Below are 14,093 nucleotides of genomic sequence, written 5' to 3'. Positions count from 1 at the left end.
AGTTAACGGGTTTCACTGAACGGTCTTCCGGAAGTTAACACCGTATGCTCTAATCCCAGTTAGAACGTGTTTCAAGGCGAACCGTGGGAGGCAACGTGGCCGCTCCGCTCATCCCCGCAGGGTTCGACTTCACGGACCCGGACCTCTACGCCGAACGGCTGCCCTTGGCGGAGTTCGCCGAGCTCCGGCGGACGGCCCCCGTGTGGTGGAACCCCCAGAAGACCAACACCGCAGGCTTCGGCGACGACGGCTACTGGGTCGTCTCGCGCCACGAAGACGTGAAGGAGGTCTCGCGCGACAGCACGCTCTACTCGTCCAGCGAGAAGACCGCGATCATCCGCTTCGACGAGAGCATGACCGAGGACCGCCTCAACGCGAACCGCCTGGTCCTGCTCAACATGGACGCCCCGCAGCACACGAAGCTGCGGAGGATCGTGTCGAAGGGCTTCACGCCGCGCTCCATCTCGAAGCTCGAGGACACGCTGCGCGAACGCGCCGAAAAGATCGTCCACGAGGCGCGCAAGAAGGGGACCGGCGACTTCGTCACCGACGTCGCGTGCGAGCTGCCGCTGCAGGCGATCGCCGAGCTGATCGGCATCCCGCAGGAGGACCGGCTCAAGATCTTCGACTGGTCGAACCAGATGGTCGCCTACGACGACCCGGAGTACGAGGTCGAGCCGCTCGAGGCGTCCGCGCAGCTCATCGGCTACGCGTGGAACATGGCCGAGGACCGGCGCAAGTGCCCGATGGACGACATCGTCACGAAGCTGATCCAGGCCGACGTCGACGGGGAAGCGCTCGGCTCCGACGAGTTCGGGTTCTTCGTCATCCTGCTCGCCGTGGCCGGCAACGAGACGACGCGCAACGCCATCACGCACGGCATGAAGGCATTCCTCGACCACCCGGACCAGTGGGAGCTCTACAAGGAGCAGCGGCCGAAGACGGCGCCGGACGAGATCGTCCGCTGGGCCACCCCGGTGGTCGCGTTCCAGCGCACGGCCACCCGCGACACCGAGCTCGGCGGCGCGCACATCCGCAAGGGTGACCGCGTCGGCATGTTCTACAGCTCGGCCAACTTCGACCACGAGGTCTTCGCCGACCCGGAGAAGTTCGACGTCCTCCGCGAAGACAACCCGCACGTCGGCTTCGGCGGCACGGGTTCGCACTACTGCATCGGCGCCAACCTGGCCCGGCTGGAGATCGACCTGATCTTCAACGCGATCGCGGACGTGATGCCGGGAATCGCCGAAGCCGAGCCCCCAGTGCGGTTGCGGTCCAGCTGGCTCAACGGGATCAAGCACTACCCGGTTCGCTACGCCTGAGGAACTCGAGGACCCGCCGCCGGGTGAGGTCGGCGGCGGGTTCGTCGTGGTCGGGGCCGTCCGCGTCGGTGTAGAAGTGGCCGATGCCGGGGTAGCGGAACACCTCGGCGTCGGCGCCCGACCGGGTTGCGGCCTCGCTCCACGCCGTGACCTGGGCCGGGGGTGCGATCGGGTCGGGGTCGGCGACGTGCAGCTGGGCCGGCAGGCCCGCGCGGACCGGCGCCGGCAGTGCTCCCACGGCGTGCAGCAGCAGGACGCCGGCGGTGTGCGGGCGGCCGGGCAGCACCTCCTGGACGACTCCCGCCCCCATCGACACGCCCGCGAGGACGGTCTCCGCGGGCAGGTCCCGCACGGCTTCCCGGGCCCGCCCGACGATGGCCGTCCAGCCGACGGCGTCCTTCAGTGCGAACCCTTCCTCGATCGTGGAAGCCGTCCGCCCGGCGTAGAGGTCCGGGGTGGCGACGCGGTGCCCGGCCTCCCGCAGCCGGCCGGCCAGGCCGAGTTCGACGGGCCGCAGCCCCAGCACGGAGTGGAAGAGCACGATGTCGGTCACCGGACCATGACATCATGAGGCGATGGCCCCGCGAGCGACCGTCGACGTCGAGTTCTCCGTCCGCGTCACCGAGCCCGGGGCCGCCGCGATCTCGGTCGCCGCGGCGCACGCCGACACCGAGGAGCTCGCCGTCTCCTGGCACGGCGAAAGCGAGCTCGTCGAGTTCGAGCACGGCACCCGCGCCGAGGTCTTCGAGTTCCCCGCCGGGGAGCACCGGGTCACCTACCACGCCGAACGCGTGCTGGCCGAGCCCGAGCCCGAACCCGTCACGCGCGCCGACGCCGCCGTCTTCACCCGGCCGAGCCGGTACTGCCCGTCCGACCGGATCGCCGGGCTCGTGCCGCCGGAGCTGTTCTCCCTCGAGAGCACCGAGAAGAAGGTCGACACGATCGTCCGCACCGTCCACGAGAGACTGTCCTATGTGGTCGGTTCGGGACGGCCGACCGACGACGCGATCGACACGCTCCTCGCCGGCGAAGGCGTCTGCCGCGACTTCGCGCACGTCTGCATCACCTTCTGCCGGTTCCTCGACATCCCCGCGCGCTACGTCGGCGTCTACGCGCCGGGGCTGTCCCCGATGGATTTCCACGCCGTCTTCGAAGCCGGGATCGACGGCCACTGGTACGTCTTCGACGCCACCCGCCTCGCGCCGCGCCGGACGATGCTCCGGATCTCCACCGGCCGCGACGCCGCGGACACGTCGTTCCTGGCCACCCTCGGCTGCGAGCTCGACTTCCTCGGCAGCACGGTGTTCGCGACGACGGACGCCCCGCTCCCGGTGGACGACGGCGCGGAGCTCGTCGTGCTCGGGTGACGCCGATCGGATGGTCCGACCGCGTGTTGCCTGCGCAAAGAGGCCGTCCGCTGGGTAGACAGTGTCCGTGAAGAGTTCCCCCAAGGCCCCGAGCCCCTGGGCCCGGGCCCGTGCCCGGTACCGGTGGCTGGACCACATCGCCCGCGCGACCAACCGCTACATCGAGTGCGGCGGCTACCACTACGTCGCCTCGATCACCTACTTCAGCCTGCTGTCACTGGTGCCGCTGCTGATGGTCGCGTCGTCGGTCGCCGGGTTCGTGCTGGCCAGCCAGCCGCACCTGCTCGACACGATGGTGCACGCGATCGTGTCCACGCTGCCCGGCGGGCTCGGCGACAAGGCCACCGAGCTGCTCACCGGGTTCGTCGAGCAGCGCACCAGCGTCGGGCTGTTCGGCCTGGCCATCGGCCTCTACTCGGGCTGGAACTGGATGAACGCGCTGCGGGACTCGCTGACGGCGCTCTGGGGGCAGAACCGGTCCGACCAGCCGCTGCTGCGGCTCATCGCCGTCGACCTGCTCGCGCTGCTGGGCCTGACCGCGGCGCTGCTCGTGTCGTTCACCCTGACCATCTCCGGCACCGCGCTCGGCGGCTACCTGCTCCGGCTGGCCGGGCTGGACGACACGAGCTGGGGGCACCAGCTCGTCTCGGCGTCCTCGGTGCCGCTGTCGCTCGCCGCCGACTGGCTGGTGTTCCTGTGGGTGCTCACGCGGCTGCCGCGGCAGAAGGTGGGCGTGCGCAGCGCGGTGCGCGGGGCGATCGCCCTGGCCCTCGGGTTCGAGCTGCTCAAGCTGGCCGGTGGGTTCTACCTCCGGTTGATCGGCGACTCGCCGACCGGCATCGCGTTCGGGTCGGTCATCGGCCTGATCTTCTTCATCTCGCTGGTCGCGCGGATGCTCGTCTACGTCACGGCGTGGACGGCGACCGGCTCCGACGCGCCGCCGAAGCCGATCCAGCCGCCGGCGCCGGTCGTGCTCGAGCCGGTGATCGTGGTGGACCCGCCGGTCGCGGTGCCGGCCACGGTCGGCGTCGCGGCCGGGGTCGTCGGGACGCTGCTGGCGCTCAGGTGGCGACGTTCGCGAGACTGAACAGCCGGTCCAGCTGGTGGTCGATCAGCGCGATCGCCGCTTCCGGCGTGCGCTGGCCGAGGATGATGCTGGTCTGCAGGCCGTCGACGCTCGACAGGAGCAGTTCGGCCTCCGGCATCAGGTCGAGGTCCGGCGCCACCTCGCCGCGGTCGCGGCCCCACGCGAGCAGGTCCGCGGTCAGCCGTTCCAGCTCCGGCGGCGCGGCGCTGAACGCCGACGCCAGCCCCGGGTCCGAAAGGGACCGCACGAAGTAGGCGAGGTGCACGAGGTAGCGCGTGCGGCGCTCGTCGCCGACCGGCAGCATCCCGACGAGCATGGCGCGCAGCACCTCACGCGGGGTCGCGTCCTCCTCCGGGCCGATGCCCGCGCGGATGCTCTCCCCGGCGTCGGCGTTGAGGATCTCGAGCGCGCCGAGCAGCAGGTCGTCGCGCGTGCCGAAGTAGTACTGGACGAGCCGCAGCGAGACGCCGGCCTCGGCCGCGACCTTGCGCAACGACACGTCTTCTAGCCCACGCGCGCTCGCGATCCGCCAGACGGCCTCGGCGATCTGGCGGCGGCGTTGCTCGTGGTCCGCGAGTCTCGGCATGGTGGGTCGAGCGTATCAACGCGGCTTGTCGGCGCCGACGACCCACATCGAGAAGTACTGCGACCCGCCGCCGTAGGCGTGCCCGAGCGCGATGCGGGCGCCGTCGACCTGGTAGTCCCCGGCCCGGCCCATGACCTGCTTCGCGGCTTCGGAGAAGCGAAGCATGCCGGACGCGCCGATCGGGTTGGACGAGAGCACCCCGCCCGACGGGTTCACCGGCAGCTGCCCGCCGATCGCCGTCTCGCCGGCCTCGGTCACCTTCCAGCCTTCGCCTTCGGGCGCGAAGCCCAGGTTCTCCAGCCACATCGGCTCGAACCAGGAGAACGGCACGTAGATCTCGGCGACGTCCACTTCGGACATCGGGTCCTTGATGCCGGCCTCGGCCCACAGCGCGGCCGCGGCATCGCGGCCGGCTTGGGGGTTGACCTGGTCCCGGCCGGCGAAGGTGGTCGGCTCGGTGCGCATCGCCGTCGCGTGGATCCAGGCGGCACCGCCCTCGACGGCGTCCCCGGCGGCTTCGTCGCCGAGCACCATCGCGCACGCGCCGTCGGACGACGGGCACGTCTCGTCGTAGCGGATCGGGTCCCACAGCATCTGCGACTTCTGCACCGACTCGACGGTGATGTCGGCCTGCTGCAGGTGCGCGTACGGGTTCAGGGCGCCGTTGCGCCGGTCCTTCGCCGCGACGATGGCCCCGACGTGCTCGGGCGCGCCGGAGCGGCGGATGTAGGAGCGCACGTGCGGGGCGAAGTAGCCGCCCGCGCCGGCGCCGACCGGCATCTGGAACGGCGGCAGGATCGACAGGCCCCACATCGCGTTCGACTCGGACTGCTTCTCGTAGGCCACGGTCAGCACCCGGCGGTGCACGCCGGACTGGATGAGCGAGGCCGCGACCAGCGCCGTCGAGCCGCCGACCGAACCGGCGGTGTGCACGCGCAGCAAGGGCTTCCCGTTCGCGCCCAGGGAGTCGGCGAGGAAGAGCTCGGGCATCATGACGCCCTCGAACAGGTCCGGCGCCTTGCCGAGCACGACGGCGTCGATGTCGGCCCACTCCACCCGGGCGTCGGCCATCGCGCGGTCGATCGCTTCGCGCAGCAGGCCCGGCATCGAGACGTCCAGGCGCTTGGCGCGGTGGTGCGTCTGGCCGGTGCCGAGCACGGCGGTGAGCTGCTTGGTCATCGGGCCTCCAGCACGGTCACCAGGTTCTGTTGCAGGACCGGGCCGCTCGTCGCGTGCGCCACGGCCTTGCGGGATTCGCCGCTGTGGATCCGGGCCGCCGCCTCGCCGATGCGGGCGAGGCCGGCGGAGAACATCGGGTTGGCGGCCAGCGCCCCGCCGGACGGGTTGATCCGGACGTCGTCGTCGAGCTTCAGGGCCGTCCGCAGGATGAGCTCCTGGTGCGTGAACGGCGCGTGCAGCTCGGCGAGGTCGACGCCGTCGAGGTCCAGGGCCCGGGCCGCGATCTCGGTCGACGGGCTCCGGGTGAGATCGCGGGCGCCGAGCACGGGGGAGTCGACGCGGTGCTCGATGCCCTGGATCACCGCCGGGTGGTCGACGACGTCGCGGGCGCGTTCCACAGTGGACAGGATGACCACGGCCGCGCCGTCGGTGATCGGCGCGATGTCGTGCCGGCGCAACGGATCGGCGAAGTACGGGGTGTCGAGCAGTGCGCTGACGTCCTGGTCGGTGCCGCGCGCGGCGACCTCGGCGAGGTCCTTTTCGGACCAGAGCCCGGCTTCGAGCCCCAGCCGCGCCTGGATCCCGGCGATCGAGACCGAGTCCGGCCACAGCGGCGTGACGACGTACGGGTCGAGCTGCAGGGCCAGCACCCGGCGCAGCTGCCCGGCGCTGGACTTGCCGAAGCCGTAGACGAGCGCGGTCTCGACCTCACCCATCTTGATCTTCAGCCAGGCCTCGTACAGCGCCCAGGCGGCGTCCATTTCGACGTGGGACTCGTGGATCGGCGGGAACGCGCCGATCGCGTCGACGGCGGCGATGAACGAGAAGGCGCGCCCGGCGAGGTAGTCCGACGAGCCGGAGCACCAGAAGCCGATGTCCTGTTTGGATAGACCGGTCTTCTCGAAGACCTCGGCGAAGATCGGGACGAGCATCTCCACGCCGTTGGTGGTGCCCGGGGTCTCGCGGACGTTGGGGGCCTTCGCGAAGCCCGCGATCGCGACGTCTGGCATCAGGACCTCACAGGTGGTGGGCGAAGGTTTCGTAGGCCGCGTCCGGCTCGCCGGTCGGCTCGAAGTGGCTGATGTTCTCCAGCGACGTCCACCACTCGTCGCGGGGTTTCCAGGCCGCGCGCACGCGCATGCCCATCTTGACGTCCTGGGCGTCGCAGCCGAGGACGAGGTGGAGGAAGGCGATGTCGGCGCCGTCGAGCAGGATGTACGCGGCGACGTACGGCGGCTTGAGGCGCTGGCCGAGGAACGGGACGTTGACGATGCAGAACGTCGTCACGATGCCGGTGTCGGGCAGTTCTACCTCGTCGGTCGTGGGGACGCCGTCGGTCGGGCAGGCACCGCGCGGCGGGATGTAGACCTTCTCGCAGGCGGGGCAGCGCTGGCCGATCAGCTTGCCCTCGGCGAGCCCGCGCAGGTAGCGGCTTTCCTCGGGGGAGGCGGAGTGCTGGTACTTCAGGTGCACCGGCGTGATGACCACGCTGACCGGAGCGCCTTCCGCGCGCTCGGCGACCGGGGGAGCGGGCTCGGTCGGCGTGGTGTCCTCGGCGTCGGCCGGCAGGAAGTAGGCGATGTCGCGGATGTGCCCGACGGTGTCCTCGGCCCACTTCACCCGAACCCGCTGTCCACTGTGGATCTTCCCGGGCTCGCCGGCGTCGACCGCGTGCAGCAGGGCGGTGTCGGCGCCGTCGAGCTTGACCAGGGCCCAGGCGAAGGGGCGGTTGAGCGGCTGCCCGTCGAGCGGCTCGGCGCACCAGGACCAGGAGACGACGGTGCCCTCGTCGGCCACTGGGACGAACTCGCTGAGCTGATCGGCGGTCACGGGGTCGTACTCGACGGGCGGAACGTGCACGCGGCCGTCACTGCCCCGGATGCCTTCGATGCGGCGTTCGCGCAGCGCGTTCACGAACCGGCCCAGGACGGGCCCGGTGGAGCGCGTGTAGTCGAAGCCGACGTTGAGGGGTGCCGCCAGTGGTGTCTCGGTCACAGTCATGAGTGAAACACGTTCTCGTTCTGGCGGCAAGATCCAGGCTCCGACGCATGGAACGCGTTCTAGATTCGGGTCAGGTGCCGGCGGCTCGCTGCCGGATGAGCGCCTCGACGCCGTCCAGGATCCGGTCCAGGCCGAACGTGTAGTCGAACTGCCGGTCCTCCTCGGCGGTGTCCTCGGGGTAGTCGAACGCGCCGGCGTCGATCGCCGTGCGCAGCGCGGGGAACCGCCGCGCGTCGGCGAGGCCGCCGAGCAGGGTGCGGTAGGCGGCGATCGACTCGCCCGACGCGGCCGGCCCGAGGTCGGTGGTCAGCCGGGCGGTGGCCAGGAGGTAGTTGGCGACCAGCAGGACCACACCGGTCTTGTCGCGTTCGGTGAGCCCGGTCCCGCGCAGGGCGCGGTCGGTCCAGGCCGGCTGGTTGGGGGTCACCGGCGGCCCGGTGATGGGCAGGTGCACGACCCACGTGTGCGCGCAAGCACGTCGTTCCTGCTCTTGACGTGCCGGTAGAGCGACATCGTGGTGAACCCCGGCCGCTCGGCGATCCGGGCCATCGAGACCGCGCCGACGCCCTCGGTGTCGGCCAGGTCCACGGCCGCGGTCACGATGGCGGGCACGCTCAGGCCCGGCTTGGGTGCCTGCTCCTCGCCGCGTCCCCAGAGCAGTTCCGGCCCGGCCGGCAGCTTGTCGTTCGTCGTCCTCGCCTTCGTGGCTTGCGATCGCCCTGCACAAGGCGGGAATCCGGCCGTCGCCTTCGAGGCGTACGACCGGACCGCGGACAACGCGGGCGTCTACCTGACGCTCGCGGTGAACGCCCTGGACGCCCTGCGCGCGATCGACGTCGACGTCCGCGGGCTCGGCTTCGACACGCCGCGGATCACGATCAGCAGCGGGTCCGGCCGGAAGCTCGGCGAGCTGCCCTACGGCGCGGCCCTGGCGGACGGCGCGGTGAGCCGCACGGTCAAGCGGGCCGACCTCTACCGCGCCCTCCGCGAGCAGGCCGTCCGGTGCGGTGTGCCCTTCGAGTACGGCAAGCGGCTCGTGGCCGCGGAAAGCGCCGATGGCGGCGTGCGGGCCCGGTTCGCCGACGGCACGAGCGCCGAAGGCGGCCTGCTGATCGGTGCGGACGGCCTGCGGTCGCGCACCCGCGAGATCATCGACCCCGGCGTGCCGGGCGCGCGGTACACCGGGCTGCTCAACACCGGTGGGTACGCGCGCGGCGTCCCGGCCGGCGAGCCGGGCAGGATGCACGCGATCTTCGGCCGGCGCTGCTTCTTCGCCCACACCGCGCACCCGGACGGCGAAGTCTGGTGGGTGGCGAACCCGGCGAGCGCCACCGAGCCTTCACCGGCGGAGCCGGCGGCGATCGGCCCGCAGGAGTGGCGGTCCCGGCTGATCGACCTGTTCCGCCGCGACCACGGGCCCGCCGTGGACATCATCGCGGCGACTGGGGAGATCTTCTCGGGGTGGAACACCTACGACGTCCCGAGGGTGCCGCGGTGGCACCGCGAGCGGATGATCGTCATCGGGGACGCCGCGCACGCCACCGCCCCGTCGATCGGGCAGGGCGCGGCGATGGCCATCGAGGACGCCGTCGTGCCGGCCCGGTGCCCGCGCGACAGCCCGAGCGTCGAAACCGCCTTCACCGCCTACGAACGGCTGCGGCGCGAGCGGGTGGAACGCGTTGTCGCGCAAGGCAACCGGACCGGCGGCTGGAAGGCGCTCGGCCCTGGCCCGGGTGCCGCGCGACGTCGTCATGAGCCTGGCCGTGAAACGCATGGCCCGCACCGGGGGCGACCCGAGCCGGTGGATCTACGAGCACCACCTCGACTGGGACGAGCCGGTCCGGGTCTGAACGTCAGCGGCCCTTGAACTCCGGCTTCCGCTTCTCCGAGAACGCCTTCGGCCCTTCCTTCGCGTCCTCCGAAGCGAAGACCTCGATCCCGTACTGCGAGTCGAGCTTGAAGGCCTCCTCCTCGTGGAGGCCCTCGGTGTCCCGGATCGTCCGGAGGATCGCCCGCACCGCGACCGGCCCGTTGGCGTTCACCAGCGAAGCCAGCTCCAGCGCCTTCGCGAGCGCCTGGCCTTCCGGCACCACGTGCCCGATCAAGCCGATGGCCAGCGCTTCGTCGGCGGTCAGGTGGCGGCCCGTCAGCAGGATGTCCGCCGCCACCGTGTACGGGATCTGGCGCGGCAGCCGCACCGCCGATCCGCCCATCGGGAACAACCCCCACCGCGCCTCGGACACGCCGAAGCGCGCGGAAGCGCCCGCGACCCGGATGTCGGTCCCCTGGAGGATCTCCGTCCCGCCCGCGATCGCCGGTCCCTCGACCGCCGCGATCAGCGGCTTGGTCAGGCGGCGCCCCTTGAGGAGGCCCGGGATGTGCGCCGGGTCGAACTTGCCCGCGTCGAACGCCTTCGACGGCGAGTTCCGGGACATCGACTTCAGGTCCGCGCCCGCGCAGAACGCGCCGCCCGCGCCGGTCAGGATGCAGCTGCGGATGCCGTCGTCGGAGTCGACCCGGTCCCAGGCCTCGACCATGATCGACATCATCTCGCCGGTGATCGCGTTGCGCGCCTCGGGCCGGTTCATCGTCACGACGAGGGTCTGGCCCTCCTGTGAGACCAGCGCGTGCGGTTCACCCACGGAAACCTCCTGAAGGAGCAGTGCCATTGCCCAGAACGATAACATGTTCTACTTTGAGGGCGTGGCACTCAACATCGCGGATCTTCTGGAGCACGCCGTCGACGCCGTGCCGGAGCGCGTCGCGGTCGTGTGCGGCGACCGGCAGGTCACCTTCGCCGGACTGGAGGCGCGGGCCAACCGGCTCGCCCACCACCTCGCCGCACACGGCGTGGGACGCGGATCCCACATCGGGGTCTACTCCCGCAACTCGATCGAGGCCTTGGAGGCGATGATCGCGGCGTACAAGCTGCGCGCGATCGCCGTCAACGTCAACTACCGCTACGTGCACGGCGAGCTCGTGTACCTCTTCAACGACGCCGACCTCGTCGCGCTCGTGCACGAGAGAAGCTACGCCGACAAGGTCGTGGCGGCGCTGCCGGAATCGCCGAAACTGAAACACGTTGTCGTGATCGACGACGGCAGTGACGGCGACTTCTCGAGCTACGGCGGTGTCGACTACGAAGCCGCTCTGGAGGCCCAGAGCCCGGAGCGCGACTTCGGCGAGCGCAGCAACGACGACCTCTACATCCTCTACACCGGCGGCACGACGGGCTACCCGAAGGGCGTGCTCTGGCGCCACGAGGACATCTGGCGCGCGCTCGGCGGCGGGATCAACTTCGTCACCGGCGAGTACATCCCGGACGAGTGGACGCTCGCCGAGCAGGGCAAGGCCGGCAGCCTGACGCGGCTGCCCGCCGCTCCGCTGATCCACGGCGCCGCGCAGTGGGCCGCGTTCGGCGCCCTGTTCACCGGCAGCCCGGTGGTGTTCGTGCCCCGCTTCGACGCCCACGAGATCTGGAAGGCCGTGCAGGAGCACAAGGTCCAGGTCCTCACGATCGTCGGCGACGCGATGGCGCGGCCGCTGATCGAGGCGTTCCGCGAGGGCGACTACGACGGTTCGTCGCTCGTCGCGGTGTCGAGCCACGCCGCGCTGTTCTCGCAGTCGGTGAAGCAGGAGTTCGTCGAGCTCGTGCCGAACGCCGTGATCACCGACGCGATCGGCTCGTCGGAAAGCGGCTTCACCGGGATCGGCATGGTGGCCAAGGGCTCCGACCACAGCGCGGGCCCGCGGGTCAGCTTCGGCAAGGACGCCATCCTCCTGGACGACGACGGCAGCCTCGTCGAGCCGAAGGCCGGCGCGGTCGGGCTGATCGGCCGCCGCGGGCACGTCCCGCTCGGCTACTACGGCGATCCCGAGAAGAGCAAGACGATCTTCGTCGACCTCGACGGCGTCCGGTACGTCGTCCCGGGCGACTACGCCCGCTACGAAGAGGACGGCACGGTCACCCTGCTCGGCCGCGGCTCCCAGTGCGTCAACACCGGTGGCGAGAAGGTCTACCCGGAGGAGGTCGAGGGCGCGCTCAAGTCGCACCCGGACGTCTTCGACGCGCTCGTCATCGGCATCCCGGACGAGCGGACCGGCCAGCGCGTCGCCGCCGTCGTCCAGCTGCGCGAAGGCGCCGAAGCCGATCTCGCCGGGATCGAGCGGCACGTCCGCGGTGAGATCGCCGGTTACAAGGTGCCGCGCACCGTCTGGCTGGCCGACGAGATCGGCCGCTCGCCCAGCGGCAAGCCGGACTACCCGTGGGCCCAGCGCTACGCGGCCGACCACGAACCGGCCGCGGCCCAGCCCGTCTAGGAGGACACCACCAGTGCGGACATCCCTGTGCGACCGGCTCGGCATCGACCTGCCGATCATCGGGTTCACGCCCTCGGAGCACGTCGCCGCGGCGCTCAGCCGCGCCGGCGGGCTCGGCGTGCTCGGCTGCGTCCGGTTCAACGACGCCGCCGAGCTCGACCGGGTGCTCACCTGGATGGACGAGAACACCGGCGGCAAGCCCTACGGCGTCGACATCGTGATGCCGGCGAAGATCCCCGCCGAGGGCACCCAGGTCGACCTGTCGAAGCACATCCCGGAGGGCCACCGCGCGTTCGTCGACAAGGTGCTGCGCGACCTTTCGGTCCCGCCGCTGCCGGACGACACCGACGAACGCGCGGGCGTGCTCGGCTGGCTCCACTCGGTGGCCCGGTCGCACGTGGAGGTCGCGCTCAACCACCCGATCAAGCTGATCGCCAACGCCCTCGGCTCGCCGCCGGCGGACGTCATCGGCCAGTGCCACGACCGGGGCGTCCCGGTCGCGGCGCTCGCCGGGAAGGCCGAGCACGCGGTCCGGCACGTCGCGAACGGCGTCGACTTCGTGGTCGCGCAGGGCTACGAGGCCGGCGGGCACACCGGCGAGATCGCGTCCATGGTGCTGGTGCCGGAGATCGTCGACGCCGTCGACGTCCCGGTGCTCGCCGCGGGCGGGATCGGGTCCGGGCGGCAGGTGGCCGCGGCGCTCGCGCTCGGCGCGTCCGGCGTCTGGATGGGGTCGATGTGGCTCGCCACCGAGGAGTACCTGCAGACCATGGGCGAGTCCGTGGCGATGCAGCAGGCGCTGGTCGGCGCGACGTCGTCGGACACGGTCCGGACGCGGATCTACACCGGCAAGCCCGCGCGGCTGCTCAAGACCCGCTGGACCGAGGCGTGGGCCGCGGCGGACGCGCCCGAGCCGCTGCCGATGCCGCTGCAGAACCTGCTGGTTTCCCACGCCCACAACCGGATCCACGCGGCGAACGACCCGAGCGTGGTGTCGATGCCGGTCGGGCAGATCGTCGGGCGGATGAACGCGGTCCGCCCGGTCGCCGAGGTCGTCGCGGATCTGGTGGCCGGCTACGAAGACGCACTGTCGCGTTTGGACAAGACGCGCTGAAGGGGGCCCGCCGCGGCGGGCCCCCTCTTCGCGGGAGCGGTTACAGGGAAGCGGCGGCCGCGGCGATCTTCGACGCGAACGTGCTCACCTCGGTGTAGACGCCGGGGGCGTGCGGCCGGGCGCAGCCGTCACCCCAGGAGACGATGCCGACCTGGATCCAGGCGCTGTTGTTGTCCCGGCGGAACATCGGGCCGCCGGAGTCGCCCTGGCAGGTGTCGACCCCGCCCGCGCTCAGGTTGCCGGCGCAGATCTCGGCGCTCGGGATCAGGTCGGGGTAGCTGCCGCCCTGGGCCTGGCAGGTGCTGTCGGAGACGAACGGGACGGTCGCCTTCAGCAGGTAGCGCTGCTGGGCGCCGCCCTCGGTCGCCGCGCCCCAGCCGGCCACGGTGAACGTGCCGGTGTTGTAGGTCGTCGTCGTCGCGATCGGCAGCGTCGAGAGGCCGGTGACCGGGCTCGCGAGCTTGATCAGCGCCCAGTCGCCGCCGGTCGAGGTGCCGTAGGTGGGGGACTGGTAGACGTAGGTGGACTTGATCTTCTTGGCGCTCGTGCTCTGCAGGTCGACGACGCCGACGGTCGCCGTGATCGACGTGTTCGAGCCCGTCCGGCTGACGCAGTGCGCGGCGGTCAGCACGATCTGGTTGGTGTAGAGCGCACCGCCGCAGCCCATCGACAGCCGGACCATGAACGGGAACTCGCCCTGGGCGGCCCGGGTCCCGCCGACGACGTCGGTGGACGGCGGCTGGGCCGCGATCGCCGGGGTGGCGAACGACGCGGCCGCGGCGACCGCGGCCACCGCGGTGGTGACGTTTCTGAGCAGGGTGAACCAGCGCTTGGGAGCCAAGGGGATCAGTCCTTCCAGTGTCCACAGTGGAAGCCGAGCTCGAGAGTGGCCCCATGACTACACCAGGTGCTCACATACCGGGACAACCAACTTTCTTCGGATGTTTCGGGCGGTTGGGTGATTTCTCACCGGCGGATCCGGCGGACGCTGTGGCCTGGAGTTCACCGGGCCTTTCCCGGCCGTAAAGACGCGCCGGCGAGAGCCGGGGGCAACCGGGTGATCGTCGGTGTGACAGCCGTGTTACGCGCCACAGCGAACCACCGCGCACCGGGAAGC

14 protein-coding genes and 1 pseudogene are annotated in these 14,093 nt (G+C 71.1%); 6 read left to right on the top strand and 9 right to left on the bottom strand.

Annotated features, from left to right (window positions below; translation table 11 throughout):
* Positions 1–95 precede the first annotated feature (95 nt).
* Entirely contained in the window at positions 96–1,322 is a 1,227-nt protein-coding gene (locus QSK39_RS41395; RefSeq protein ID WP_285483266.1) for a cytochrome P450, read from the top strand.
* Here the strand turns inward: QSK39_RS41395 and QSK39_RS41390 are convergent.
* Positions 1,294–1,875, bottom strand: a complete 582-nt coding sequence (locus tag QSK39_RS41390; protein WP_285483265.1) for a dienelactone hydrolase family protein — start codon at positions 1,873–1,875, stop codon at positions 1,294–1,296. The two genes, QSK39_RS41395 and QSK39_RS41390, sit on opposite strands and share 29 nt — an antisense overlap.
* A 22-nt stretch (positions 1,876–1,897) precedes the next feature.
* Between QSK39_RS41390 and QSK39_RS41385 the strand changes: the two genes are divergently transcribed.
* A complete protein-coding gene (locus QSK39_RS41385; protein WP_285483264.1) occupies positions 1,898–2,689 on the top strand; it encodes a transglutaminase-like domain-containing protein in 792 nt (263 codons plus the stop codon).
* Between the two features lie 67 nt (positions 2,690–2,756).
* Positions 2,757–3,776 carry a YhjD/YihY/BrkB family envelope integrity protein gene (locus QSK39_RS41380; RefSeq protein WP_285483263.1) on the top strand — a complete coding sequence of 340 codons (1,020 nt, stop codon included), beginning with the start codon at positions 2,757–2,759 and terminating at the stop codon, positions 3,774–3,776.
* Here the strand turns inward: QSK39_RS41380 and QSK39_RS41375 are convergent.
* The 6 genes and pseudogenes from QSK39_RS41375 to QSK39_RS53135 all read right to left on the bottom strand — a co-directional run bounded on the left by QSK39_RS41375 (position 3,751) and on the right by QSK39_RS53135 (position 8,091).
* Positions 3,751–4,362 carry a TetR/AcrR family transcriptional regulator gene (locus tag QSK39_RS41375; protein WP_285483262.1) on the bottom strand — a complete coding sequence of 204 codons (612 nt, stop codon included), beginning with the start codon at positions 4,360–4,362 and terminating at the stop codon, positions 3,751–3,753. The two genes, QSK39_RS41380 and QSK39_RS41375, sit on opposite strands and share 26 nt — an antisense overlap.
* A gap of 15 nt (positions 4,363–4,377) precedes the next feature.
* Entirely contained in the window at positions 4,378–5,541 is a 1,164-nt protein-coding gene (locus QSK39_RS41370) for a thiolase family protein (protein ID WP_285483261.1), read from the bottom strand.
* The gene (locus QSK39_RS41365) at positions 5,538–6,551 is read right to left on the bottom strand and encodes a thiolase family protein (RefSeq protein ID WP_285483260.1); all 1,014 of its coding nucleotides are present in this window, start codon (positions 6,549–6,551) and stop codon (positions 5,538–5,540) included. The genes QSK39_RS41370 and QSK39_RS41365 overlap by 4 nt, the downstream gene beginning before the upstream one ends.
* Before the next feature lie 7 nt (positions 6,552–6,558).
* Complete coding sequence (locus tag QSK39_RS41360) at positions 6,559–7,542, bottom strand: Zn-ribbon domain-containing OB-fold protein (RefSeq protein ID WP_285483259.1); 984 nt, start codon at positions 7,540–7,542, stop codon at positions 6,559–6,561.
* Positions 7,543–7,612: 70 nt separating this feature from the next.
* Positions 7,613–8,002, bottom strand: a pseudogene (locus QSK39_RS41355) (TetR/AcrR family transcriptional regulator C-terminal domain-containing protein); the annotation flags it as partial.
* Positions 7,966–8,091: a hypothetical protein gene (locus QSK39_RS53135; RefSeq protein ID WP_353051112.1), complete on the bottom strand. Its 126-nt coding sequence runs from the start codon at positions 8,089–8,091 to the stop codon at positions 7,966–7,968. The pseudogene QSK39_RS41355 and the gene QSK39_RS53135, both read right to left, overlap by 37 nt.
* Here QSK39_RS53135 and QSK39_RS41350 point away from each other — a divergent pair.
* Complete coding sequence (locus tag QSK39_RS41350; RefSeq protein ID WP_353051111.1) at positions 8,057–9,409, top strand: FAD-dependent monooxygenase; 1,353 nt, start codon at positions 8,057–8,059, stop codon at positions 9,407–9,409. The two genes, QSK39_RS53135 and QSK39_RS41350, sit on opposite strands and share 35 nt — an antisense overlap.
* On the opposite strand, the gene QSK39_RS41345 is transcribed toward QSK39_RS41350, so the two are convergent.
* Positions 9,396–10,184: a crotonase/enoyl-CoA hydratase family protein gene (locus QSK39_RS41345; RefSeq protein ID WP_285483257.1), complete on the bottom strand. Its 789-nt coding sequence runs from the start codon at positions 10,182–10,184 to the stop codon at positions 9,396–9,398. The two genes, QSK39_RS41350 and QSK39_RS41345, sit on opposite strands and share 14 nt — an antisense overlap.
* Before the next feature lie 61 nt (positions 10,185–10,245).
* On the opposite strand from QSK39_RS41345, the gene QSK39_RS41340 reads away from it, so the two are divergent.
* Both QSK39_RS41340 and QSK39_RS41335 read left to right on the top strand, forming a co-directional pair.
* A complete protein-coding gene (locus QSK39_RS41340) occupies positions 10,246–11,862 on the top strand; it encodes an acyl-CoA synthetase (protein ID WP_285483256.1) in 1,617 nt (538 codons plus the stop codon).
* A 13-nt stretch (positions 11,863–11,875) separates the two neighbouring features.
* The gene (locus QSK39_RS41335) at positions 11,876–12,976 is read left to right on the top strand and encodes an NAD(P)H-dependent flavin oxidoreductase (protein WP_285483255.1); all 1,101 of its coding nucleotides are present in this window, start codon (positions 11,876–11,878) and stop codon (positions 12,974–12,976) included.
* 40 nt (positions 12,977–13,016) lie between these two features.
* Here QSK39_RS41335 and QSK39_RS41330 read toward each other — a convergent pair whose 3' ends face one another.
* The gene (locus tag QSK39_RS41330) at positions 13,017–13,817 is read right to left on the bottom strand and encodes a S1 family peptidase (protein ID WP_285483254.1); all 801 of its coding nucleotides are present in this window, start codon (positions 13,815–13,817) and stop codon (positions 13,017–13,019) included.
* Between the last annotated feature and the right edge of the window lie 276 nt (positions 13,818–14,093).

Source organism: Amycolatopsis sp. NBRC 101858, assembly GCF_030269325.1.
Taxonomy (GTDB): domain Bacteria; phylum Actinomycetota; class Actinomycetes; order Mycobacteriales; family Pseudonocardiaceae; genus Amycolatopsis; species Amycolatopsis ponsaeliensis.
Note: the sequence above shows the minus strand (reverse complement) of the source record. Positions and strands in the feature narration are given on the sequence as shown.